The sequence below is a fragment of the Acinetobacter sp. ANC_7511 genome (assembly GCF_056779975.1).
On record NZ_JBWYIY010000010.1, the window covers coordinates 1 to 23,845 of the forward strand.

Consider the following 23,845-nt stretch of genomic DNA (forward strand, 5'->3'; position numbering starts at 1 on the left):
TGCTTAATTGATCGAGTACCACAGATGCTTGAGGAAAAAATACACCAATACCTACTCCTAATGCCATGGCAATGAAAATCCATAGCGTTAGGTTTCGATCTAAGAATGAGAGCTTTGATGCGGACATTGAATTACTCGCATTGCATAGAGATAGATAAGTTGCTTGCAGATTTATTCAGTACTTCATCATTTAAGACATTGAGCACTGCATTTACCCATTCTGGTAAATCAGGATTTAATCGGTAATACACCCATTGTCCCTTACGCTCATCTAACAAAATTGAGAGGTTACGGAGTAAAGCTAAGTGACGAGAAATTTTGGGTTGGCTCAGTTGTAAGATCTCTGTGATTTCACAAACACATACATTCTGTCTTTCTAAAATAATTTTTAAAATATCCAAACGTGTCGGGTCAGATAGGCATTTAAAGAAATCTGCTTGATCCATCATCTACACTCTAATATATGCTATTGCGAATATACGCATATCCATATATAAATGCAATATTATTAAGTTCTGAGTTAATCCAATGTCATCGAAAGTTAAGATCTATCACAACCCAGCTTGCGGAACATCAAGAAATACACTAGCTCTCATTCGAAATACAGGAGAAGAACCTGAAATTATTGAATACCTTCTTACTCCTCCGAGTAAGATTGAACTCATTAATTTAATTGAAAAAGCAGGGATTTCTGTACGTGAATCCATTCGTAAAAATGTAGAACCCTTTGAAACGCTCAAGTTGGATCAGCAGCACTGGACAAATGAACAGCTCATTAATTTTATGGTTGAGTATCCAATTTTAATTAACCGTCCATTTGTAGTGACTGAATTAGGTGTAAAACTATGTAGACCATCTGAACTCGTTTTAGATATTTTATCTGCACCTCAAATAGGTGCTTTTACTAAAGAAGATGGTGAAATAATCATCGATAAAAATGGTAAGCGGATTAAATAAATCCGCCTCATTTAACATAATAGAGCTTATGCGAAATGCAATTAAAATAATTATTTAAAATCAATTGCTTAAAAATTTTCAACCACCCTGAAAAACAGCAAAAAACCGACTTTGAAACATGTCGGTTTCTTTTTGAGCATATTTGTCATTTTTCGCCAATAAAATTGGTTAAAAAGCGATCAAAAACCGCAATTCCCTATAAGATATATGCCTTTTAAGATCAAATTCATCCCCAATTTCTGCGGACAACTTTTGGGATAAGTTTTAATCAATTTTGTACGCCTTGGCTCACATTCATTCAGGTATTTTGCGTCTATACCGATCCCCCTCAATTTTCTATGATGAACATATAGAGAGCAGGATGCTCCAGATAACAATAAGAAATCGTAGCAATGGAATATGCAGGTACGACAGGAGTTATACCAACGCATCAAATACGTAAAAAAGCCCAACAGGATGTTGGGCTTTTTTTATGCAGATGTATTACTTTAGATTTATTTCCCTAATATAAATTGCACATTAGAACCATTAGGAATATTACTAATTTGATTTGCTATTTGGGCTCTTAAACGCATTCCCTTGATACGATCAATAGAGTGAAGGTTACTCACTTCATACTCTCCGCCTAAAACAAAAGGTATTATAGGCACTAACCTTTCATTAATACCTAACTTATCATTCTCCTCTTGCCACTCTTTTTCTAATGAATATCCTGTCAATACATTGTAATCATTTAAAATTTATTCAGTTTTTCATACATAATAAGTGTCTAAAAAATCGGTGGCTATTCAGTGTTAACTTTAATCGTGAAATAAAATTAACTTTGAAAACTATGGACAAGAAAGGAATAAGACTGGAGTAGGCATAATGGCCGTATATGAGACTGAGAAATATAACGATTCTTTGACTTTCACTAGCGATCAGATAAGTAATTTACATCAAAAAATTGATGAGTTAACTCATGATTTAATAAAAATATTGCATGCATTTTTCGAAAAATTCTCACAAGTAATTAGCACGCTTGATTGGGATTATATGGCGGTTGAGCTCTGGTTGGACTGTGGCCAATTATATTTATTTCCAGAAAAAATCGTTGATAAAACAATTTCTTTTAGTGACTTAGGTGCAACTGAAAGACTTGACCCCTATCTTACTATTTGCCTCATATCTTATCTAAAAAAATATGATGCTTATGTTGAAAATTATTATATCTCAGATGATGAATTTGAAGCATGGTATTTAGAAAATGTTAAAGAAATTGTTAATAGCCTTGATATTGCTTTGAGTGATTATAGGCTCTCAAGTTTTATTCTGAAGTCATTAAATAATGAAAAAATTGTTTTTCGTTACTTTGGTTGCTCTAGAGAAACAGAATATGGAGAAACAACAATATCAACCATTAAAAAGTGAAAATTTCTAAAATTAAAATAATACATCTTATGCGCAATTAAAAATGGGAGCCTATATCCGACATAGACACCAACATCTCAAACCGTCCGCTAAGAAAATTGCATGTGCATATATTCTAAAAGCGGACATTTCTATTTTGGGCTTACATTGGAATTTCGCATAAGAGATTTTATGTTAATTACCTATTTTCATACATAGTAAGTGTCTACAAAATCGATGGTTATTCAGTGGGCACGTATCTAGATAACGTAAATCATACATATCCTAAGACAAGTGAGGAAGCTGCAAAATATCTTTTTAATTTTAATCGAGAGTTAAGATTTATGTTAAGACAAATGGATAAAATTGGAAACAGATTTGAGTGAGTTATGACAATTCAATTTATTAAAAAAGATAGGTATTATATAGATTTCACTTGCAATGAAAATGCCAAAGATGAGGGTTTATCATTTGATATTAAATTAATGATCAATGAATATTTGAATGAATTTTCTTCAGAAATAAAGAGTCAACTTTGGGATTACTTTGCAGTGGAATTTTGGTTTGATTCTGGACAACTAATATTTTTCCCAGAAATAAAACTTGATGAAACGCCTACGGAATATGATCCTTATCCTGCTGATAGGTTAGATCCTTATCTTATTGTAAGGCTTACATCGTATTTGAAAAAATATGATACCTATATAGATCATAACAAGTTTACTGAGAGTGAGCTTGAAAAATGGTATTTCGAAAACTTAAAAGAAGTTTTTAATAGTATTGATATCGCCTTGAATAATCACGAACTTTCAAAATTTATTCTAAATTCTTTAAATCGAAAAAATATTGTTTTTTATTACTTTGGTACTTCTAGAGAAATTAAGTTTGGCGAAAAAACCATATCATACGACTAAAAAGTGAAAAATTCACAAATTAACATAATACACCTTATGCGTAATTCTTATCTGCATCACACAACCTACACTCCAACAACATCCCCAACTTTTCATTCCGTCCTTGTTCAGTCATTACCCAAGGGCGATTTTGCCAAGGTGGATTATGTCGAACATGCTGATTGTGTCCACAAGCCAGCTCGGTGACCCAATGGTTTTCATCATCTAGATGAAAACTAATAATGGCTTGTTGCATGATGAATATCCTCAGAGTTAAAACGTTACTGCAATTACCGCCAACAATATTAAAACAAAGAATAGTCAAGAAGTGTTGTCACCGAACCATACCCAGCAATGCTAATGAAGATCGCGCCACACAAGGCTAAGATTTTTGAATAAATACGTTGTTGAGAAATAGCGTTAAACCCTAAATAGACTAAAGATAGTACGACAAAATCCAAAATGATCCATGTGATGATTAACAGCGACAAACTTAAATCTATATTTGGTGTAATTTGAATAAACTGCGGAAAAAAAGCAGTGAAGAAAATAATATCTTTTGGATTGGAAATTCCAACTAAAAACCCTTTGGAAAAACCGCTATCCATCGGCTTGATCTTTGAAGAGGCAGTTTGATTGTGCTGAAAAGTTTCTCTAAGAATTTCAAAACCTAAATAGCCAATATAAAGACATCCTAGGACTTTGATGATGTTGAAAATATGCTCATTAAAATGAAGAACACCCTTAAGTGCAAGAATTGAAAGCGCAATTAAACATAGTGAGGCGACATTAGTGCCTAAAATGGTTTGTAATGCTTTTCGATAACCACCTTTTGCACCTGCACTGGCCACCAAAATCATAACAGGGCCTGGAGTGGCAATCATAATAATGACAGTGAAAATATATAAAAAATACTCAAGATAATTCATGAAAATACTACTTTTTAAATTTTATTTATATAAATATTATAACCTCTTTAGATTTCATTCATCTCATTTATTTAAAATATCTCATAGAGCGAAATAAATAATAAAAAAGGAAGCCTAAGCTTCCTTTTTTAATAATATCATTGAATATTAATAACCTACGCTAAAGCGCTCTTGAATATGGTTATTATTTTCAAGCTCATCACTGAGCGCTACTGCGAAATCTTCTGCAGAGATTTTACTGCCTTCTTCACCAACGATAAGTTCATCTTTACCAGAGCGATATTCACCAGTTCGCTTACCAGGACCGAATTCCGCTGCAGGAGCAATAAAGGTCCAGTCAATGTCGTCCACTTGTTTTAACTTATCAAAGAACTGAATGCCTGCTTCCGCCTCAGCTTTATATGCATCAGGGAAGTCTTCTGTATCGATTACACGCACATTTTGATTTGGTACAGTTAAACCGCCAGCGCCACCAACAACAATATAACGTTTAACTTTTGATTCACGAATAGCATTAAGAAGTGAATTGATATCAAGACCTTGGAAACGTACTGCACTAATTACAGCATCTTGACCTTTCAGCTCATTTACAAGTGCTTCTTGATCATTTAAATCTAAATCTACAGTTAACACACGCTCTGTATCTGAAACTTTGCTTGTATTACGCGCAATCGCTTTGACGTAGTGTCCACGTGAAACAAGCTCTTCAAGAATACGAGAACCTGCCATGCCTGTTGCACCAATTAAAACTATTTTCATAATGCCCTCATTAAATTTATAACTATGATTATTGGAGTGCTAAATATTTAGTCATCACGATTAAAAAAATGAAATCGTGAATGATTAAAATGTAATATTAATTTAGCTTAAAATAAAAAAGATTAATGTATTAAATCTATGTTGATTTATAGTTAAAATAGGAGTGAGAAGTTATTTAATTATTTTAAATGTAAATTTTATGTAATTATAAGCTTGAAAAATATTCATATAAAACCAGTCTAACTTTTATTTATTGTTGAAGTTGGTTTAAAGAAAATCGCCATATATCATTTTTATATCCATAGCTTTCATCTTTCGAGCTTGGTGGATGCTGTAAGATAAAATTATGTAGTTGCTTTTTTTGATCATTATTCAGAACTTCAACAATAGCTGGTTGGTCGACAATTTGATTATTTAAATTCGCAATAATGTCTTCAATCATCTTCGGATTTATATGCGCAAGTTGTTCTAAAGTTGTATTATTTCCCTGACCATTTAGCAGATATTGAGAAAGAAATTGTGCTTCGTTTGGTGAGATAGAATTTTGTTGAAGAAGTTCTTGTACAAGATTGTGCTGAGTTTGGACAGATGCGGTATGCGGTAGGCTAGAAATAAGAACTTCTTTAACCTTTGGATCTAAATTTGGATCCTGAAAACGTTGCTCTAAAGCGTGACTAATTTTCTGTCGAATCAAATCATTTTCAGGTAGGGATTTTTTGAGTTCATGTTCTCGATCAGTCAGCAACATCGCATTATTCAGTGCGCCTATCGCTAAGCTTTGAATTTTAGGATTCTGATGTGTGAGAAATGGCAAAATTTGTTCAGTTGCTTCTAAAGGATTGAGAGAAGTAAGTTGAGTCAGGATTTCTTCTATTGCATTTTCATCATGCTGGTTTTGTTCAAGGAGCTGAATTAAATCATGTATTTTTTCTTCTCGATTCGCAGCAGATTGATCCAGTTGAAGTAACTTTTTTGCCCATACGGGTAGGTTAGTGTTGGGTTTCATATCTGCAGTATTTTCAGACAAGCTAGTCGCGCGATCTTCATTGCTTTTTAGCGTTGAAGTATTATTGTTTTGATTTGATATACTTTGAGTCGTATCTGCTGTCGATTTCAAATACACCCATAAAATTACTGCACAGATCACGAAGATCAAAATAACCAAAAAAATATTTTTCTTATTCATATTATTAAAATATTAAACTGTCGTTGCCTTCAACATCAGAGATGTGAAGGCAATATAATGGGAATGATTTATTTACACTCGTGTAATTGTGAGTAAGCTACTGTTGAAAGTTCCACGCGGTGTGCTTCCTCCTAGATTACCATTACCTGTCTGAGTGTAGAGCCATTTCGTAAAGCTGTCACATCGGAACGTTCCCTTTTGCCATGTATATTTGCTACAAGCACCGTTGGAGTTATATTGTGAACAGACTTGCACAGCTGGGTTCGGTGTTGCTGAATACAGCGTGTAAGCGACATGAGGTCGTTGCTGATTTGAAATCGCAGTGATTTGATTAGCAGCAGATGAGTAAGGAGATTTATATCCAAAACTTGTTTTGGCCTTTGCTCCCCAATATTTTGTAGTTTTAAATCCACTTAAGCTGACATATTCAATCACATCTACATATGCCGTTTTGTTCATGACTTGAACAATATTGTTTGAACTTACATATACACCTGTATGCCCTAATGCACCAACAATTGGAACGTTGAGGTCTCGACCGAGTACATCACCGACTCGTGTAGGATTGCCTGCTGCTAAAGTAACTGAACTGATAGTGAGTAAACATAGTGTAGAAATTATTTTAATCATGGACTTGTACCTATTGTTGGAATATTAAGTCCTGTTAGTTTTATTCAACGATGTTAACGTTTTATGTAATTCGTATTTGAATTTGTAACAATAATTTTGTAATTTTTCTTAATAATTTAATTTGAAATAGTAATATTATTTTGTGAGTAAACCTTAATAAAAACGTAATAATTTTAGCGTAACTATGATATTTATTTAGTTATTCTTAAGGATTAATTGTGCTTGATCAATTAGACGCTAATACTGAATCGTATAGCAATTTGACTGCTATAAAACATCAAGAAATTGATTTGAAGAATACCTTCAAAGCAAAAGGGTATCTACATTATAAATCTATAGAGGTGGATCATTTTTCTAAACTATTACTAGCTAAAGAGTTTGAAAAACTTGAAAAAGATCCTTTTGCACCTACACATACTCAAAGGTTTAGAAGATACGGAAATGCCTTAATTTTACCTTGGGAAAAAGATCTTAAGCCTATTTGGTTGCCGACAGTGCGTGATAATATAGGGCAGGAGTTATCTGGATATGATCAGGGAGGGAACAATCCCGAGCATCAGTCGATTCGTTATTTTAACGCGTTGAGCCAAGAAGCTAAATCTACGCAATATCTTAATGATTTGATTGTAGATGATTATCAACTTACTTTTGGTTTGGAAAATGCCTATCTGCCAATTTACGTGGGTGTCCATTTTGTCAAACTGCGTTCAACTCATGCCGATCAGCTAGGAATTAGTTCGCCTAATTGTTTTCATCAGGATGGTGAGCCATTCACATTTGCTCATTTGTTTTATAGGAGCAATAACATTGAAGGAGGTGAAAACTTTATTGCATCACCTCAGGAAAGAAATAAGCGTTTAGATGAGGTAAATAATTATAATATTTATCAAAAATTTACGTTGAGACAAGCTTCTGAAAGTTTTGCTGTACACGATCCAGCAGTTTCACATTATGTATCACCTATTAGAAAAATAGATCAAGGCACAAATGCTGAGGCTGGTGAGCGCTGGATGATTTTGATTGATTTCTCTCTTACAAAGCAAAAAATATGATTCAAAATTTAATAATTTCGCTTTTACCTATTCTCATTTCTCTTATATTGGGTTGGGGCATAGGTAAAGCTGCAAACGTTCAAGTTCGCAATATATTAGTTGGTCAAATTACGTTTTTGGTGTGGTTGCTCCTCATCTCTATAGGCTTTCAATTTGGCAGTGTCTTGTTTGATAAAGATCTTGGTTCAAAAATATTAATTGAAGCTTTTATTTATTCTACAGTGTTAAGTGTGATTACCTTTGGACTTTTATTTAATCGTAGCCACTTTAAGGCTGAGCACCAAAAATCATTCAAGGATATGCTCAAACCTATTACCGAATGCTTGATTGCGATTGGAATGGTATTGATCGGGATGGGGCTATATTGGCTATTACCCAAGACTTTATCAGGGGAAATGTTAAGCGCGATACTATTGTATGTGTTGATTTTTTTAATCGGAGTGGATTTGTCTACGATTAAAATTCAAGCCCTCACTATGAATCATATTAAAGTGCCATTTTTTTCAATCATTGCACTATTTATTGCGGCTTATTTGACGAGTCATATCATGACTCAATCTTTTGTCGAACTCGTTGTGATGGGGAGTGGATTTGGTTGGTTCTCTCTTTCTGGTCCTTTAGTTGCTAAAGTTTTAGGACCTGAGCAGGGAACTTTTGCTTTGATCACAGATCTTGTACGAGAGTTTTATGCGATTGCATTGTTGTATTTATTAGGTCAGCGTTATCCAAAGCCAATCATTGGTGTATGTGGTGCCACGGCGATGGACTCGACTTTACCCTTTGTAAAAAACAATTGTTCACCATTAGATGTACAAATTGCAATTCTCAGTGGATTTTTTCTGACGCTCATTGCGCCGTTTTTTATTATTTTTTTTAGTAGTTTGATATGAATCCAAATTCTAGTGCTCAGCAGAAATAGGAAAGAGCTTCTCTGAATTTATACAATTGATCCTTTGATAGATCAGTAGATCGTTCACTAAACTTCGTTATAATCGCTTCATTGATAAAATAGAGAACAGATCATGCGCGTACTTGTGGTGATGGATCCCATCGAAAATGTAAACCTCAAAAAAGATTCGACCATGGCAATGCTTTGGGCTGCTGCACGTCGCGGTCATGAGTTAGGGTATGCACTTCAGGAAGATTTATATATCGATCAAGGCAAAGCTTTTGGTTTGATCTCACCACTTAAAGTGTTTGAGGATTATAATCATTACTATGAACTTGGTGAAAAACAGAAAGAATCTTTAGCCGCATACGATGTTGTACTCATGCGTAAAGATCCACCTTTTGATATGAACTTTGTTTATACAACTTATATTCTGGAACAAGCGGAACGTGAAGGTTCCTGGATTATCAATAAACCTCAAAGTTTGCGAGACTGTAACGAAAAGCTGTTCGCTACACAATTTCCAGAACTGCAGGTTCCGACTTTGGTAACTTCACAGCAAAGTTTAATCCGAGAGTTTATTGCTGAACATCAAGATGTGATTGTAAAACCGCTAGATGGGATGGGCGGTATGGGGATTTTCCGTTTAACTGCTGCAGGGGCAAATATCGGTTCAACTTTGGAAATGTTGACTCAAATGGGGCAGCAACCGATTATGGCGCAACGTTATATTCCTGAAATTGTGGATGGAGATAAGCGTATTCTGATGGTCAATGGTGAGCCAATTCCATATTGTTTAGCGCGTATCCCACAAAATGGTGAAACGCGAGGTAACCTTGCTGCTGGTGGGCGTGGTGAAGCACGTCCGTTGACTGAAAATGATAAGGTGATTGCTGCTAAAGTTGGACCATTCTTGCGTGAGAAGGGGCTGGTATTTGTTGGTCTTGATGTCATTGGAAACTATGTAACAGAAATTAATGTGACTAGTCCAACGTGTATACGTGAAATAGACGCACAATTTGGTACTTCTATCGCAGATACATTATTTGATGTTTTGGAAGCTGGACGTTAGCTGATCTGCAAAAAAGAGCCTAAATAGGCTCTTTTTTTTGCGTATATATTTTAAATAAATAATAGCTGGTCAATAGTCCTAGGGTGGAAAGACTTACGGTAACCCATGCGGCATTGGACCACTGGTGAGAAGACGAAACGAGAGCTGCTGTTGCTGGGGGAACAAGGAACTGCGCACATGCAGAAATTTGCAGCACTAAGCCCATACTGGATGCTGCTGCGTTGACCTGTGGTGCGTATCTAAGCGTATTGGCAAAGACGGTCGTCGGAATAATGCCACCGATAAAAGAAAACAAAATAGCGCACAAATATTGCAACTCAAAAATCAACCAATAGGGTTGTGAAAATACAACCCAGCTACATAAAATTAGACTTAAAAAACTAAATTGAAGTAATTTAAAAGGGGCTATGCCTTTTTGAAGTAATACGCCTGCGCCAAAGGTTCCACCTAAGTTAGATAATACAACCATTGACACCAAAATTCCTGCAAGCTTTAAATCCATATTGAATGAGACATAAAGACTGGGTAAAAAACCTGTGAGTGTGATCCATTGACTGGTATAGCAAGCAAAGATAACGGCTAGACAGAGAATGGGTGGATGGGTCACGGTGACTTTAACAATAGATAAAAAAGAGTTGGAGGTTGATGTGCTCAGTGCCCTTGTCGTTACAGTGGTTTGCTTATCGTCATAACGTAAAAAATGGTAAATCATCAAGGCAACCAGCCAACAAAAGGCACCAAATAATGCCCAAATGTGTTGCCAACTGAGCCATTCGAGTAATACAGGGATGGTCAAAATAGCAAGACTAACCCCAACTCCCATATAAGAACTCCATAACCCCATTTTAAAATTCATGGTTTCAGGCGTGCTTAGGCGTTTTAAAATTGCGGGAGCGCAAAGACTAATGGTGAGAAATCCAATGCCTTCCATAAATCGAAAAAAATAAAGGCTAATACTATGATCAATCCATAAGCCTGCAAAACTACTCATCCCCAATAGAATGAGTGCAAAAATAAGACATTTTTTGAGTCCTATTTTCTCAGATACAGCACCAATACACAGGGCAAATAGCATTCCAGCACCTTGAACCAGTGATAAGGATAGGCCTGCTTGGGTGAAACTTAGATTTAAATCTTTTTGAAGAATTGGAATAACAGCAGAAAGTTTACCGACATGAATTGCAGCAAGGTAGCCTGCCAAAATAATCCAAATGTCATAAGATGATATTTTTGACATTTGCGTTTAAAAATCCTTTTATTCGCGAGCTGAATCTCAATGAGATATAGCAATATCATAAATAGAACTATTGCCTCATACCATTTAGACATAAGTTTATATCCAATATGGTGGTAGCGCAGATACGAAGGAACAATAGAGCCAATACTGTGGTGGTTTTTAATGTGCACATTAATCATTATTTTGGTGCGTTATAAACTAGATCGAATGGTAAAATACATAAAAAAGGCACACCTCATAATAAATCTAGTTTAAACTCTGAAATCATATGAAAAAAACAATTAAAGGGTCCGTGAAAAAAAGTAAATAAACTTTCATGGATATACGATTGTGATTACAATTGATGCCTTATATAAAATTTTCTGTTAGCTCTTAGATTTGAAGAATTAGACCGTGACACAAGCTCAGCATAAACAACCTAAACATGTCATGATGATGGCTGCAGGTACAGGTGGACATGTATTTCCTGCCCTAGCAGTTGCTCAGGAATTACAACAGCAAGGTGTCGAAGTGTCATGGTTGGCAACGCCTTCAGGTATGGAAAACCGCTTGCTTAAAAATCACCAAATTCCAATTTATCAAATTGATATTCAGGGTGTGCGTGGCAATGGAATCGTCCGTAAGCTGCAAGCCCCTTTTAAAATTTTAAAAGCAACGCTTAGCGCAATGCGCTATATGAAACGATTAAACGTAGATGCAGTCGCTGGTTTTGGAGGTTATGTTGCAGGTCCTGGTGGTTTGGCTGCGCGTATTCTTGGTATTCCTGTCATCATTCATGAGCAAAATGCAGTAGCGGGTTTCACCAATACCCAATTGGCTCGTGTTGCTAAAACGGTCTGTCAGGCATTCCCGAAAACATTTCCAGAAAATCATAAAATCGTGACTACAGGTAATCCCGTACGTAAGGAAATTTCTGCGATATTGAGTCCTGCTTGGCGATATCAAGAGCGAGAAAAAGCCAATCAACCTATTCGTATTTTAATTGTAGGCGGCTCCTTGGGCGCACAAGCATTGAATGAGCGCGTACCCGAAGCACTGAAACAATTAGATGTTCCTTTAAGTGTTTATCATCAGTGTGGTCAAAATCATGCTGATAGCACGCGGGCACGTTATGCCGATGCTCCTGATCATTTACAGGTAGAAGTTCAACCGTTTATTGAAAATATGGCGGAAGCCTATGCCAATGCCGATCTTGTAATCTGTCGTGCTGGTGCACTGACGGTCACTGAGATTGCTACTGCGGGTGTTGCAGCCGTATTTGTACCTTTGCCAAGTGCAGTAGATGACCACCAAACCGCGAATGCCAAATTCCTAGCAGATATTAATGCTGCAAAAATTTGTCCACAAGCGACACTCACTCCTGATTCATTAAAAGCAGTTTTATTGCCACTCATGAACCGTACATTGTTGACGGAAATGGCTGTTAAAGCACGTCAACAAGCTCAACCAGATGCAACTCAGCGTGTGGTTGGTTTAATTCAAGATTTGTAAGTTTTAGAGAAAATTATGTCTTCAACGAACCCAGCTGATAAAGCAAAAAACCTGATTAAAATTCCTGAAATGCGCCGTATCAAGCATATCCATTTTGTGGGTATTGGTGGTGCAGGAATGTGCGGGATTGCGGAAGTCTTAAAAAACCAAGGCTATAAAGTTTCAGGGTCGGATATTAAAGCCTCTAAAACCACTGCACAGCTTGAAGAAAATGGCATTAAAGTTCATATCGGACACGCTGCTGATAATATTAACGGTGCGAATGTATTGGTTGTATCGACTGCGATTGACCAAGAAAATCCAGAAATTAAAGCAGCGATTGAAACACGTATCCCTGTAGTTCGTCGTGCGGAAATGTTGGGCGAGTTGATGCGTTACCGTCATGGTATTGCGGTTGCAGGTACACATGGTAAAACCACTACGACAAGTTTGGTGACCTGTATGCTTGCTGAAGAAAACATGGATCCGACATACGTGATTGGTGGTTTGCTTAATCGCTCTGGAGTAAATGCTGCTTTAGGTGCGAGTCGTTATATTGTAGCTGAAGCAGATGAATCTGATGCTTCATTCCTATATTTAGAACCAATGGCCGCTATTGTCACCAACATTGATGCTGATCATATGGACACTTATGGTGGTAGCTTCGATGTGTTGAAAGATACTTTTGTTCAATTCTTGCAGAAGCTTCCATTCTACGGTTTAGCCGTAGTGTGTGGCGATGATCAAAATATTCGTGAAATCATGCCACGTATTGGTCGACCTGTTTTAACTTATGGTTTTAACGAAGATAACGATATTCGTGCTGTAGATGTGGTACAAGAAGGGATGCAATCACATTTTACTGTGCTTCGTAAAAACAAAGAGCCACTCAAGTTAACCATTAATATGCCTGGTTTGCATAACATCCTTAATGCGTTAGCTGCGATTGGTGTGGCAACTGATGAAGGTGTATCTGATGCTGCAATCGCTCGTGCTTTAGAAAGTTTTAGTGGTGTAGGGCGTCGTTTCCAAATTCAAGGTGAATTTGAGTTAGGTGATGGAACGGTCAAACTGGTTGATGATTATGGTCACCATCCAAAAGAAGTTGAAGCAACGATTAAAGCTGCGCGTGCAAGTCATCCTGATCGTAGACTTGTGATGATGTTCCAACCTCACCGTTTTAGCCGTACACGTGATTGTTTTGATGATTTCGTTGATGTCTTGTCACAAGTCGATCAATTACTGCTATTAGAAGTATATTCTGCAGGTGAAAAGCCGATTGTTGGTGCAGATAGTCGCTCATTGGCAAGAAGTATCCGATTGCGTGGTGATGTTGAACCAATCTTGATTGATCCAGTAGAAGGGAATTTGCCAAATGTGATACAAAAAGTGTTACAAGCAAATGACTTGTTATTGACTCAAGGTGCGGGTAACGTTGGAGCAATTTCAATTGAGCTTGCTCAGAACCAGCTCTATTTAAAATAATCGTCGTTTGATGATTTGGCTAAATTGAAAATTTTATAAGTTTAAGGAACTAAACGTGTCAAATGCTTCTAAATTCGGCAAAGTTGCTGTATTGCTTGGTGGTAAATCTGCAGAGCGTGAGGTGTCATTAGATAGTGGTAAGGCTGTACTTGAAGCATTGGTACGTTCAGGGGTGAATGCAGAGGGTTTTGACCCTCAAGAACGCAGTGTGACTGAATTGGTAAATTACGATCGTGCATTTATTGTGTTACATGGTCGTGGTGGAGAAGATGGTCAAATCCAAGGCGCATTAGAGTGGTTAAATATTCCATATACTGGAACTGGTGTGCAGGGGTCGGCTATTGGAATGGATAAAGTAAAGACCAAGCAAATTTGGCAAGGTTCTGAACTTCCTACAGCACCATACCGCATTGTTTCTAAAGATACTGATGCACAAGCACTCGTTGCAGAGCTTGGATTACCACTGATTATCAAACCCGTGCACGAAGGCTCGAGTGTAGGCATGAGTAAGGTTGAGAAAGCAGAGGATTTAGCTGAAGCAATTAAAAAAGCCACTCAACATGATGCCGTGGTCATGGCTGAGAAGTGGATTACAGGTCGTGAATTTACGATTTCATTTTTAAATGGACAACCATTACCAGTCATCCGTTTACAACCTCCAGCCGATGTAGCCTTTTATGACTATGAAGCTAAATACCAACGCAATGATGTTGAATATGGTATCCCTTGTGGTTTGAGTGAAGCTGAAGAAAGAAGTTTACAAGCGCTTTGCTTACGAGCGTTTCAAGCTGTTGGGGCAAGTGGTTGGGGTAGAATTGATGCTATGCAGGACGAGCAAGGTCAATTTTGGTTGCTAGAAGTGAATACTGTTCCAGGCATGACCAGTCATTCATTGGTACCAAAAGCAGCTCAAGCAGTAGGTTATAGTTTTGAAGATTTGTGTTTGGCTATTTTAGAGCAAACCTTAGCGAAAGAATCACACTAAGTTATGGCTCAACTACCTCCATCGATGCGTCGCAAACGTGCGGCGATTACATCGATTCATGACAAACCACCGACTCGCAAAGAGAAAATGATTAATGCGGGTGGTTGGGTCATGCTTATTTTTGCATGTTGTGTACTTTTGGTCGGCATTTATGGCTTATATAGCGTCATGACCAGTGCAAAGGTAGCATCTTTGGATGTGGTTGGTCTGCAAGCCGAGCCTGAAATTAGTCAAGTGAAACAGCAGTTAATGCCTACCATTACAGGCAATTATTTTACTGCTGATCTTGAGCAAATTCGTGATAAGGCATTAGAGATTTCTTGGGTAGATCGAGTGGTCATTTCTAGAGCTTGGCCAGACGGTATTAAGGTTCGTGTTATTCCGAAACATCCGATTGCGCGTTGGGGAACAGGACGTCTGTTAAGTGATCAGGGTGTGGTGTATACAGAGGCATATTCTAGAAATCACGCAAATTTACCACTTATGCATGGTCCGTCAGATCAGTCAAAAGTCATGATGAGACGTTATCATGAAATTAATCAACTGTTTAGTCCAGTGAATCTGCGTTTGAAAGAGCTATATTTAACAGATCGTCGGACATGGTTTATGCAGTTCGATTCGGGTTTACGTATTATTGTGGATCAGGATCAGACCATGAGCAAACTGCAACGATTGAGTCACTTATCTCAAGCAGATCTGAAAGTGGTTTGGCCAAGAGTTTCAGCGATTGACTTACGTTACCGTAATGGCTTGGCGATTCAATGGAAAAATGCGACACCACCAAAGATTATAAATGGTCAGTTTGTTGTAACCATTAATGACATTAACATTGCAGATTCAAGAGTTGCAAAGCCATAATACGTGGCTTTAAAAATAGGCATAAGCCAGATATAAACAATGAAGAAAATGGTAGTGAATCATGAATGAGGCTGTTCCCTCAGTTGTTGCGATAGACATTGGGACACATAAAGTTTCAGTTCTAATTGGTAAAGTGCATGCGCCGGATAATATCCAGGTCATCGGTATGGCGACTGCGCGAAATAAAGGCATGAACAAAGGAAAAATTGTTAGCCTTGAGAAGGTGATCTCTGCGATTAAGAATGCGGTACAAGAAGCAGAAGATATGGCGGAGTGTCGTGTGCATTCGGCATGGGTATCGATCCCGAGTACAGAACTGCAAAGTGCTTATGCGACAGGCCGGACACCGATTTCTAATCCAGAACGCACCATTACGACTTCAGAAGTGGTTAAAGCTTTAGAAATGGCAAAAGCTAGTCATTTAACTTCTGATCATTATCTTGCAAGTGCAGTCCCATTGGGTTTTGAGTTGGATGATTCACCTGAGTGGGTGCATAATCCAATTAACCTTTCAGCAAATAGCATGACGGCGCATTATCAACTCATGATGCTACCAATCAGCACCATGCAAAATTTAGATCGTGCAATGAAAGGCGCCAATATTTTTGTCGAAAAGATGGTGATTTCATGTTTAGCAACGGCTGAAGGTGCATTGCTGAAAGATGAAAAAGAGTATGGGGTATGCTTATTGGATATTGGGGCTGGTACAACCAATATTGCAGTTTATATTGAAGGTCATTTAGTGCTAGCACACACCATTCAACGTGGTGGTGAAAATGTAACGCGTGATATCGCTGCAGTATTGCAAACGACGACCGAAGAAGCTGAACGACTCAAATTGCTTTACGGTTGTGTTGATTTACAGCAAGTCAAACCTGAACATATGATCGAGTTTGAAGCGATCGATGGTCCTCAGGCGATCAGTCGGATTGAGCTATCAGAGATTATTATTGCACGTTACGAAGAAATTCTTTCTATGGTGCGTGATGAGTTACAACAACGTGGTGCGCTACAAAGTTTATACCACGGTGTAGTTTTAAGTGGTGATGCATGTCAGATTGAGGGTATGATCACATTATCACGTCGTATGTTGGGTGTTTCTGCTCATTTAGGCAACCCTCCGCTACAAGTATATGCGGATGATCAACATTTACCTGCATTAAGACGTTCAATGTATTCTACCGCAACGGGACTGCTGTTATTTAGTCAAAGCGATTTACAAGAATCGGTTGAGCAACCTGAAGAAGTGAATAAGCGTCCATTATTAGAGCGCATAGCGAATGGTTGGAATGCGTTTAATAACAAATTGAAAGGTATTTTTTAAGTTTAGTTTTTAAGGGAGTATTGTTTGCAACTTGTAAGAGCAACTTCATGTGCTTGACAAGAATGTGATTGCAACGCATCCTAAAAACAAATTTTTATTATTGAAGATCAAGGCAGTATACGGGCTTAAGTGACTGCCAAATTTATTAGGAAAAGTTAAGGTCATGGCTTCATTTGAATTTTTAGAAGATGAACAAACCGATAATAACGGTCAAGCCCGTTTTACTGTGTTTGGTGTTGGTGGCGGTGGTGGTAATGCCGTACAACACATGGTGCAATCTGATATCAAAGGCGTGAAATTTGTTTGTGCAAATACAGATAAACAAGCTTTGGATCGTATGAATGCGCCATTCAAAATCCAATTGGGCCAACAAAGTACGCGTGGACTAGGTGCAGGAGCAAATCCTGATGTCGGTCAAATTGCAGCAGAAGAAAGTCGTGAATTAATCCGTCAGCATCTGGAAGGTGCAGATATGGTATTTGTTACTGCCGGCATGGGTGGTGGTACTGGTACTGGTGCAGCACCAGTCGTGGCTGAAATAGCACAAGAAATGGGTATTTTGACGGTTGGTGTTGTCACCACTCCATTTAACTTCGAGGGTCGTCGTCGTCAACGTTCTGCTGAAAAAGGGATCGAAGAACTTGAAAAGCATGTTGACTCATTGATTATCATTCCAAACCAACGCCTACTTAGCGTTTATGGTGATATCTCGATGCAAGATGCTTATCGCAAAGCGGATGATGTCTTGCTTAATGCGGTACGAAGTATCTTTGATTTAGTTGTGCGTCCTGGTCATATCAACCTTGACTTCGCCGATTTAAAAACAGCGATGAGCACACGCGGTTATGCGATGATGGGTGAAGGTAAGAGTAGCGGTCCAGATCGTGCTGAAGATGCAGCGCGTCTTGCGATTCGCAGTCCGTTGCTTGACAACGTAAATATTATGAACGCGAAGGGTGTTTTAATTAATATCACTGGCGGTAATGATGTTACCTTGCGTGAAACTGAAATTATCACAGATGTTGTCAATCAAATTGTTGATCTGGATGAAGGTGAAGTCTTCTTTGGTACAGTATTTGATCCAGATGCGCGTGATGAAATCCGTGTTACTGTGATTGCGACAGGTTTAACTCGTAATGCGAATGAAACGGAAGTGAAGCGCCGTGCGCCAGTGAGTGTAAACCCATCAGTTGGTGGACAAGCTGCTGCTTTGGATGAAGATGATGTTCCAGCAATCAGTAAACGTCAGAATCAAGAGAGTGTAGCCCCAGAGCCTTCTGCAGCGCCTCGATCTGCACCAATGAGCATTCAAGATTATCTTAAAAATCAACAGCGTAAATAACATGTAACATAATGTGTTTACGATGATCAAACAGAAAAGGTGGCGCTTATGCCACCTTTTTGATTTTTATCAATGGCTAAATGTGCTAACGTATACTAGATTTTAGATGAATATTGAAGAAACATGTTGAAACAACGCACCCTGAAACGAGTCGTGAAAGCGAGTGGTATCGGATTACACAGTGGGCAAAAAGTAATGATTAACTTTGTACCACATGTAGCTGATGGGGGTATTGTTTTTCGCCGTATTGATTTAAATCCGCCTGTAGATATTCCTGCTAATGCGATGCTGATTCAAGAAGCATTTATGTGTTCAAATTTGGTACAAGAAAATGCCAAAGTTGGGACTATCGAACATATTATGAGTGCGATTGCAGGTCTTGGTATTGATAATCTGATTATTGAAGTATCAGCTTCAGAAGTTCCAATTATGGATGGAAGCGCCGGTCCATTTATTTATTTACTCATGCAAGGTGAGTTGATGGAGCAAGAAGCGCCTAAAAAATTTATAAAAATATTAAAGCCTGTAGAAGCATTAATTGACGATAAGCGCGCTATTTTTAATCCGCATGATGGTTTTCAACTTAATTTTACGATTGATTTCGATCACCCAGCCTTTGCCAAAGAATATCAGTCTGCCAGTATTGATTTCTCAACGGAAACATTTGTTTATGAAGTCAGTGAGGCACGTACTTTCGGCTTTATGAAAGATTTGGATTATCTTAAGGCGAATAATTTAGCTTTGGGTGCTAGTTTAGATAATGCAATTGGTGTTGATGATTCAGGTGTTGTGAACGAAGAAGGCTTACGATTTGCTGATGAATTTGTACGTCATAAAATATTAGATGCGGTGGGTGATCTTTATTTACTCGGACATCAAATTATTGCGAAGTTTGATGGTTACAAATCTGGACATGCACTCAATAATCAACTGCTTCGCAATGTTCAGAGTGATCCATCTAATTATGAAATTGTAACATTTGATGACGAAAAGTCTTGTCCAATTCAATATGTAAGTGTGATCTAAGTCATTGTCTTCAGGTTAAATGTTATAGTGTAACATTGTTAAGTGTGACTTAATTCGCTTTTAAACTAGTGAATGACGTTTAAATCAAATGGTCCAGTTACTTTTTATTGCTTGCCAAACGTATCATAGCTTGGCTAAGCTTAGGATCGTTCACAAAACTAGCAGCGTTGAGTAACATTTCTTGCGTTGTCGGACATAAAGAAGTTTTGGAATTTTCAGTTTGTGTTTGGGGAATTTCTTTTTTTGCTCGAAGACGAACTTGGATTTTTTGTAAATCTTTGAGTTCAGGGATTTGTGATAACTGAGAAATATACTGTTTTTGAAGGTAACCGAGTTGACTAATCATGGCTTGATTTTCACCGGTGATGGTCAAAATACCGTATTGATAACAGACAACTTGCCATTGTTCATTTTTGGGCAATAGCGGTTGAATTAATTTTGTAAGTCTCTGCCAGTCAGCAACTTGCTTTGTGAGAAACGATAAGTTTCCTGTTTTTATGTGTTGTCTTGTTTGTTGAAACATATTTTTTGGTTCTGACATACATTGTTCCTACATTGTTTTGTCTTAATCTTAAACGCTTGTTTCTTTCGATATCAAGGAAGAGATCACACAAGAGACTTGAGTAAGAACAGTTTAATGAGGTTTATATGTATACGCGACGTATTTTATTAGCGTTTTCTTTAGCAGCTTCAGCAGCTTCGGTTGCATTTGCAGATTTAGTTCAATTAGATGCCACACAAGCCTCCAATCCTGATCGATTGGAAGAGTTAACAAGAACACTATCACAAGGTTCTTATAGTCATCCTGATGACATGGACATTCCAGCGACAGCACAAGTCGATGTGACAGTTCGAGCGAAGGCGGATCCAATCGAATTAAATAATGCGCTGCTTAATAGTAAATACCCTGCTAAAAAAACTACAACGACAAGTTCAAATCGTTACTCTTCAAATAATGCATATTCATGGTTAGTGACACACCCGCTTCCAACTGGTCGTGTCAGTTCAAATTATGGCGGCCGAACAATGGGCGGCCGTGCTGAAAACCATTCAGGCTTAGATCTTGCTGCACCAACAGGCACTCCAATATATGCAACTGGTCCAGGTATAGTGACCAAATCAGGTTGGGGTACAGGTTATGGTCAATATGTTGAAATCAACCACGGTAATGGGTATATCACACGATATGCACATGCTTCACGTTTGATTGCTAAAGTAGGTGATAAAGTCACTGCTGGTGAGCATATTGCCAATGTGGGTTGTACTGGACGTTGTACTGGTCCTCACTTACATTATGAAGTGGTAAAAGATGGTCAGCGTAAAAACCCTTCAACTTACCTAGCGATGTTGCCTTAATTAATTATCAAACCTCATTAATACACATCCATTGTTAAGTCGTTTGAATAAATCGCCAAGCAGAGTCTTGGCGATTTTCGTTTTTGCTGTCAGGTCACCTGATTAAATTTAAGATTAGAATAAAGCTTTGTATAAAAAAACAGCAATATTGGCGTTTTAGTGTTAATTTGTGTAATAAATGGTCAAGTACTATTTGTTATCGAAATATTAGTCTAATGTCGTATTCATTTATAGCCATAACTGCGTATCGCGAAAATATGTTAAATATAGGGTATACAAATAGGCATGAATATAGGTGTAATATGGCGTATTACGGTGATACCGACGCACAAGAAACCCAAGAGTGGCAGGACGCTTTTGACTCTGTTTTACAGCATATGGGGACGGAAAGAGCAGCCTTTCTTCTTGAAAAACTGTATCAACGTGCGATTGCGAAACATGTTCCCATTCAGCGTCTAAATACTCCTTACTTAAATACGATTTCAGTAGAAGAGCAACCTGCAATGCCTGGCGATCCAGATATGGAGCGCCGAATTCGTGCTTTGATTCGTTGGAATGCTTTAGCAATGGTGCTTCGCGCCAATAAAACAGGCGACGATCTTGGTGGTCACTTAGCCAGCTTTGCATCTTCTGCAACTTTATATGATGTTGGCTTTAACCATTTCTTCCGTGCGAACAGTGATAACTTCGGCGGTGACATGATTTATTATCAAGGTCACTGTGCACCAGGGATTTATGCGCGTTCATTCTTGGAAGGTCGTTTAACTGAAGAGCATCTAAACAATTTCCGTCGTGAAGTTGATGGTATTGGTTTACCTTCGTACCCACATCCATACTTAATGCCAGACTATTGGCAGTTCCCAACGGTATCGATGGGTCTGGGTCCAATCATGTCCATTTATCAAGCACATATTCAAAAGTACTTGATGAACCGCGGTTTGATTAAAGAAGAAGATCGTAAGGTTTGGGCTTATCTTGGCGATGGTGAGATGGATGAGCCAGAAAGTACTGGTGCAATCTCGTTGGCAGGTCGTGAAAAGTTAGACAACTTGGTTTGGGTTGTAAACTGTAACTTGCAACGTTTAGATGGTCCAGTTCGTGGTAATGGTAAGATCATCCAAGAACTTGAGTCTTTATTCCGTGGTGCAGGTTGGCGCGTGATTAAAGTAGTATGGGGTCGTCATTGGGATCCACTACTTGCTAAAGATGAATCTGGTGCGCTTAAAGCCATTATGGAAGAAGCTGTAGATGGTGATTATCAGCGTTATCAAGTGAAAGGTGGTGCTTATACACGTGCGCACTTCTTTGGTAAATATCCTGAAGCTGAAGAGTTAGTTAAACACTTAAGTGATGAAGATATCGATAATTTAAATCGTGGCGGTCACGATCCTTACAAAGTATATGCTGCTTATGCAGAAGCCATGAAATCTACAGGTCAGCCAACGGTTATTCTCGCGAAAACTGTTAAAGGTTACGGCTTATCTGAAGAAATTGAAGCGGTCAATAAAACGCATCAAATCAAGAAAATGCAACTTGAATCGCTTAAATATGTACGTAACCGTTTCAACTTGCCATTTACCGATGAGCAACTTGAAGAAGTTCCATTTTATCGCCCAAGTGAAAACTCGCCTGAAATTAAGTATATGAAGGCTCGCCGTGAGGCATTAGGTGGTTACTTACCAGCACGTCGTAAAGAGAGCGAATCTTTAGCGATTCCTGAGTTGTCTGTATTTGATGCAGTGTTAGCTGGTTCTAATGGTAAGCAACAATCAACGACCATGGTGATGGTACGTTTAATCTCTGCACTACTGAAAGAAAAAGCAATTAAAGACCGTGTGGTACCAATTGTTCCAGATGAGGCGCGTACTTTCGGTTTAGAAGGGATGTTCCGTCAATTGGGCATTTATGCCGCGCACGGTCAAAAATATACCCCTGAAGATCAAGAGCAGTTGATGCATTACCGTGAAGCGAAAGATGGTCATATGCTTCAAGAGGGGATCAATGAAGCAGGTGCGATGAGTGCTTGGGCTGCTTTAGGAACAAGTTATTCAACCAATAACCTTCCTATGATCCCGATGTACATGTATTACTCAATGTTTGGCTTCCAACGTATTGGTGATATTGCATGGGCGGCAGGTGATGCACAGGCGCAAGGTTTCTTATTGGGTGCAACTGCTGGTCGTACTACGCTGAATGGTGAAGGTCTACAGCATCAAGATGGTCACTCACATATTCTTGCGAATACGATTCCAAATTGTATTTCTTATGATCCATGTTTCGGATATGAACTTGCGGTGATTGTACATGACGGTCTAAAACGCATGTATGTGGATCAGGAGCGTGTGTTCTATTACTTAACTGTAATGAATGAGAACTATGAGCATCCAGCGATGCCACAAGGTGCTGAAGAAGGCATTAAACGTGGTATGTATTTACTTGAGGAAGATGAAAAAGCCACAGTTCAGCTTTTAGGTTCAGGTGTAATTCTGCGTGAAGTGATTAAAGCGGCTCAAATCTTACGTGATGAATATCAAATTCATTCGAATGTCTACAGCGTAACAAGCTTTAATGAGCTTGCGCGTGATGGTATGGCGTGCGAAGAATATAATCGTTTACATCCACTTACTGAAGATGTAAAAGAAGCATGGGTGTCGAAGCAGTTGCGTGGTACGAAAGGTATCGTCGTTTCTGCAACAGATCATATGCGTGCTTACAGTGAGCAAATTCGCGCTTACCTTCCAGATAACCGTCCATTTGTAGCATTAGGTACAGACGGTTATGGTCGCTCAGATACACGTGCAAAACTTCGTAGCTACTTTGGTGTAGATGCTGCACATATTGTTGTTGCGACACTGAAGAAACTTGCTGACGAGGGTGAAGTAGATGCGCGTCTAGTTAAAGATGCGATTTCTAGCTTTGAATTAGATACTGACCGTCCAGTCGCTTGGGCACCTCAAACAACGCCTGAACTTCACGCTGTAGCTGACTACAAAGAGGAGAACTAAG

The 23,845-nt window shown here is 38.3% G+C and carries 24 protein-coding genes and 1 pseudogene; 15 read left to right on the forward strand and 10 right to left on the reverse strand.

Going from position 1 to position 23,845, the window contains the following annotated elements:
* Positions 1-127 (reverse strand): annotated as a pseudogene (locus AC1M9L_RS08045) (arsenical-resistance protein); the annotation flags it as partial.
* A gap of 4 nt (positions 128-131) precedes the next feature.
* A complete protein-coding gene (locus AC1M9L_RS08050; protein WP_481591891.1) occupies positions 132-446 on the reverse strand; it encodes an ArsR/SmtB family transcription factor in 315 nt (104 codons plus the stop codon).
* An 82-nt stretch (positions 447-528) separates the two neighbouring features.
* Between AC1M9L_RS08050 and arsC the strand changes: the two genes are divergently transcribed.
* Positions 529-957 carry an arsenate reductase (glutaredoxin) gene (gene arsC, locus AC1M9L_RS08055; RefSeq protein WP_481586884.1) on the forward strand — a complete coding sequence of 143 codons (429 nt, stop codon included), beginning with the start codon at positions 529-531 and terminating at the stop codon, positions 955-957.
* Between the two features lie 494 nt (positions 958-1,451).
* On the opposite strand, the gene AC1M9L_RS08060 is transcribed toward arsC, so the two are convergent.
* On the reverse strand, positions 1,452-1,676 hold the full coding sequence (locus AC1M9L_RS08060) for a hypothetical protein (protein WP_481591838.1): 225 nt from the start codon (positions 1,674-1,676) through the stop codon (positions 1,452-1,454).
* A 148-nt stretch (positions 1,677-1,824) separates the two neighbouring features.
* Between AC1M9L_RS08060 and AC1M9L_RS08065 the strand changes: the two genes are divergently transcribed.
* Entirely contained in the window at positions 1,825-2,367 is a 543-nt protein-coding gene (locus AC1M9L_RS08065) for a hypothetical protein (protein WP_481591839.1), read from the forward strand.
* A 368-nt stretch (positions 2,368-2,735) separates the two neighbouring features.
* A complete protein-coding gene (locus AC1M9L_RS08070) occupies positions 2,736-3,260 on the forward strand; it encodes a hypothetical protein (RefSeq protein WP_481586881.1) in 525 nt (174 codons plus the stop codon).
* Positions 3,261-3,294: 34 nt separating this feature from the next.
* Here AC1M9L_RS08070 and AC1M9L_RS08075 read toward each other — a convergent pair whose 3' ends face one another.
* From AC1M9L_RS08075 to AC1M9L_RS08095, 5 genes are all read right to left on the reverse strand, one after another.
* A complete protein-coding gene (locus tag AC1M9L_RS08075) occupies positions 3,295-3,495 on the reverse strand; it encodes a DUF3565 domain-containing protein (protein ID WP_481586880.1) in 201 nt (66 codons plus the stop codon).
* A 49-nt stretch (positions 3,496-3,544) separates the two neighbouring features.
* Positions 3,545-4,168 (reverse strand): LysE family translocator, encoded by a 624-nt coding sequence (locus AC1M9L_RS08080; RefSeq protein WP_481591840.1) that lies wholly within the window; start codon positions 4,166-4,168, stop codon positions 3,545-3,547.
* 147 nt (positions 4,169-4,315) lie between these two features.
* On the reverse strand, positions 4,316-4,927 hold the full coding sequence (locus AC1M9L_RS08085) for an NAD(P)-dependent oxidoreductase (RefSeq protein ID WP_092766521.1): 612 nt from the start codon (positions 4,925-4,927) through the stop codon (positions 4,316-4,318).
* 250 nt (positions 4,928-5,177) lie between these two features.
* A complete protein-coding gene (locus tag AC1M9L_RS08090; RefSeq protein WP_481591841.1) occupies positions 5,178-6,044 on the reverse strand; it encodes a hypothetical protein in 867 nt (288 codons plus the stop codon).
* Positions 6,045-6,185: 141 nt separating this feature from the next.
* A complete protein-coding gene (locus AC1M9L_RS08095; RefSeq protein WP_481588798.1) occupies positions 6,186-6,743 on the reverse strand; it encodes a hypothetical protein in 558 nt (185 codons plus the stop codon).
* A 218-nt stretch (positions 6,744-6,961) separates the two neighbouring features.
* Between AC1M9L_RS08095 and AC1M9L_RS08100 the strand changes: the two genes are divergently transcribed.
* The 3 genes from AC1M9L_RS08100 to gshB all read left to right on the forward strand — a co-directional run bounded on the left by AC1M9L_RS08100 (position 6,962) and on the right by gshB (position 9,756).
* Positions 6,962-7,795 carry a 2OG-Fe dioxygenase family protein gene (locus AC1M9L_RS08100; protein ID WP_081403308.1) on the forward strand — a complete coding sequence of 278 codons (834 nt, stop codon included), beginning with the start codon at positions 6,962-6,964 and terminating at the stop codon, positions 7,793-7,795.
* Positions 7,792-8,685 carry a LysO family transporter gene (locus AC1M9L_RS08105; RefSeq protein WP_035270265.1) on the forward strand — a complete coding sequence of 298 codons (894 nt, stop codon included), beginning with the start codon at positions 7,792-7,794 and terminating at the stop codon, positions 8,683-8,685. The genes AC1M9L_RS08100 and AC1M9L_RS08105 overlap by 4 nt, the downstream gene beginning before the upstream one ends.
* 132 nt (positions 8,686-8,817) lie before the next feature.
* Positions 8,818-9,756, forward strand: a complete 939-nt coding sequence (gene gshB, locus AC1M9L_RS08110) for a glutathione synthase (RefSeq protein WP_035270267.1) — start codon at positions 8,818-8,820, stop codon at positions 9,754-9,756.
* Positions 9,757-9,775: 19 nt separating this feature from the next.
* On the opposite strand, the gene AC1M9L_RS08115 is transcribed toward gshB, so the two are convergent.
* Complete coding sequence (locus AC1M9L_RS08115) at positions 9,776-10,993, reverse strand: MFS transporter (protein WP_481591842.1); 1,218 nt, start codon at positions 10,991-10,993, stop codon at positions 9,776-9,778.
* Positions 10,994-11,386: 393 nt separating this feature from the next.
* On the opposite strand from AC1M9L_RS08115, the gene murG reads away from it, so the two are divergent.
* From murG to lpxC, 7 genes are all read left to right on the forward strand, one after another.
* A complete protein-coding gene (murG, locus tag AC1M9L_RS08120) occupies positions 11,387-12,484 on the forward strand; it encodes an undecaprenyldiphospho-muramoylpentapeptide beta-N-acetylglucosaminyltransferase (RefSeq protein WP_481591843.1) in 1,098 nt (365 codons plus the stop codon).
* A gap of 15 nt (positions 12,485-12,499) precedes the next feature.
* Positions 12,500-13,948, forward strand: coding sequence for a UDP-N-acetylmuramate--L-alanine ligase (gene murC / locus AC1M9L_RS08125; RefSeq protein ID WP_180028490.1), 1,449 nt, complete (start codon positions 12,500-12,502; stop codon positions 13,946-13,948).
* 55 nt (positions 13,949-14,003) lie between these two features.
* Complete coding sequence (locus tag AC1M9L_RS08130) at positions 14,004-14,933, forward strand: D-alanine--D-alanine ligase (RefSeq protein WP_481591844.1); 930 nt, start codon at positions 14,004-14,006, stop codon at positions 14,931-14,933.
* Between the two features lie 3 nt (positions 14,934-14,936).
* A complete protein-coding gene (locus tag AC1M9L_RS08135) occupies positions 14,937-15,791 on the forward strand; it encodes a cell division protein FtsQ/DivIB (protein WP_035265833.1) in 855 nt (284 codons plus the stop codon).
* Between the two features lie 61 nt (positions 15,792-15,852).
* A complete protein-coding gene (gene ftsA / locus AC1M9L_RS08140) occupies positions 15,853-17,115 on the forward strand; it encodes a cell division protein FtsA (protein ID WP_035265831.1) in 1,263 nt (420 codons plus the stop codon).
* A gap of 163 nt (positions 17,116-17,278) precedes the next feature.
* Positions 17,279-18,457 (forward strand): cell division protein FtsZ, encoded by a 1,179-nt coding sequence (gene ftsZ / locus AC1M9L_RS08145; RefSeq protein ID WP_035265829.1) that lies wholly within the window; start codon positions 17,279-17,281, stop codon positions 18,455-18,457.
* A 123-nt stretch (positions 18,458-18,580) separates the two neighbouring features.
* On the forward strand, positions 18,581-19,483 hold the full coding sequence (lpxC, locus tag AC1M9L_RS08150; RefSeq protein ID WP_481591845.1) for a UDP-3-O-acyl-N-acetylglucosamine deacetylase: 903 nt from the start codon (positions 18,581-18,583) through the stop codon (positions 19,481-19,483).
* A gap of 97 nt (positions 19,484-19,580) precedes the next feature.
* Here the strand turns inward: lpxC and AC1M9L_RS08155 are convergent, their stop codons facing one another.
* On the reverse strand, positions 19,581-20,024 hold the full coding sequence (locus AC1M9L_RS08155) for a DciA family protein (RefSeq protein ID WP_035265826.1): 444 nt from the start codon (positions 20,022-20,024) through the stop codon (positions 19,581-19,583).
* 107 nt (positions 20,025-20,131) lie between these two features.
* On the opposite strand from AC1M9L_RS08155, the gene AC1M9L_RS08160 reads away from it, so the two are divergent.
* Together AC1M9L_RS08160 and aceE are read left to right on the forward strand one after the other, a co-directional pair.
* Positions 20,132-20,839, forward strand: coding sequence for a M23 family metallopeptidase (locus AC1M9L_RS08160; protein ID WP_481591846.1), 708 nt, complete (start codon positions 20,132-20,134; stop codon positions 20,837-20,839).
* 302 nt (positions 20,840-21,141) lie between these two features.
* The gene (gene aceE, locus AC1M9L_RS08165) at positions 21,142-23,844 is read left to right on the forward strand and encodes a pyruvate dehydrogenase (acetyl-transferring), homodimeric type (protein ID WP_092766512.1); all 2,703 of its coding nucleotides are present in this window, start codon (positions 21,142-21,144) and stop codon (positions 23,842-23,844) included.
* Position 23,845 lies beyond the last annotated feature (1 nt).

Coding starts and splice junctions, on each gene's coding strand:
- AC1M9L_RS08135 (WP_035265833.1), top strand. CDS start 14,937: ATGGCTCAACTACCTCCATCGATGCGTCGCAAACGTGCGGCGATTACA.
- AC1M9L_RS08115 (WP_481591842.1), bottom strand. CDS start 10,993: ATGTCAAAAATATCATCTTATGACATTTGGATTATTTTGGCAGGCTAC.
- aceE (WP_092766512.1), top strand. CDS start 21,142: ATGGCGTATTACGGTGATACCGACGCACAAGAAACCCAAGAGTGGCAG.
- arsC (WP_481586884.1), top strand. CDS start 529: ATGTCATCGAAAGTTAAGATCTATCACAACCCAGCTTGCGGAACATCA.
- gshB (WP_035270267.1), top strand. CDS start 8,818: ATGCGCGTACTTGTGGTGATGGATCCCATCGAAAATGTAAACCTCAAA.
- ftsZ (WP_035265829.1), top strand. CDS start 17,279: ATGGCTTCATTTGAATTTTTAGAAGATGAACAAACCGATAATAACGGT.
- ftsA (WP_035265831.1), top strand. CDS start 15,853: ATGAATGAGGCTGTTCCCTCAGTTGTTGCGATAGACATTGGGACACAT.
- AC1M9L_RS08065 (WP_481591839.1), top strand. CDS start 1,825: ATGGCCGTATATGAGACTGAGAAATATAACGATTCTTTGACTTTCACT.
- AC1M9L_RS08160 (WP_481591846.1), top strand. CDS start 20,132: ATGTATACGCGACGTATTTTATTAGCGTTTTCTTTAGCAGCTTCAGCA.
- AC1M9L_RS08085 (WP_092766521.1), bottom strand. CDS start 4,927: ATGAAAATAGTTTTAATTGGTGCAACAGGCATGGCAGGTTCTCGTATT.
- AC1M9L_RS08095 (WP_481588798.1), bottom strand. CDS start 6,743: ATGATTAAAATAATTTCTACACTATGTTTACTCACTATCAGTTCAGTT.
- AC1M9L_RS08080 (WP_481591840.1), bottom strand. CDS start 4,168: ATGAATTATCTTGAGTATTTTTTATATATTTTCACTGTCATTATTATG.
- AC1M9L_RS08050 (WP_481591891.1), bottom strand. CDS start 446: ATGGATCAAGCAGATTTCTTTAAATGCCTATCTGACCCGACACGTTTG.
- AC1M9L_RS08070 (WP_481586881.1), top strand. CDS start 2,736: ATGACAATTCAATTTATTAAAAAAGATAGGTATTATATAGATTTCACT.
- AC1M9L_RS08155 (WP_035265826.1), bottom strand. CDS start 20,024: ATGTCAGAACCAAAAAATATGTTTCAACAAACAAGACAACACATAAAA.
- AC1M9L_RS08075 (WP_481586880.1), bottom strand. CDS start 3,495: ATGCAACAAGCCATTATTAGTTTTCATCTAGATGATGAAAACCATTGG.
- lpxC (WP_481591845.1), top strand. CDS start 18,581: ATGTTGAAACAACGCACCCTGAAACGAGTCGTGAAAGCGAGTGGTATC.
- murC (WP_180028490.1), top strand. CDS start 12,500: ATGTCTTCAACGAACCCAGCTGATAAAGCAAAAAACCTGATTAAAATT.
- AC1M9L_RS08105 (WP_035270265.1), top strand. CDS start 7,792: ATGATTCAAAATTTAATAATTTCGCTTTTACCTATTCTCATTTCTCTT.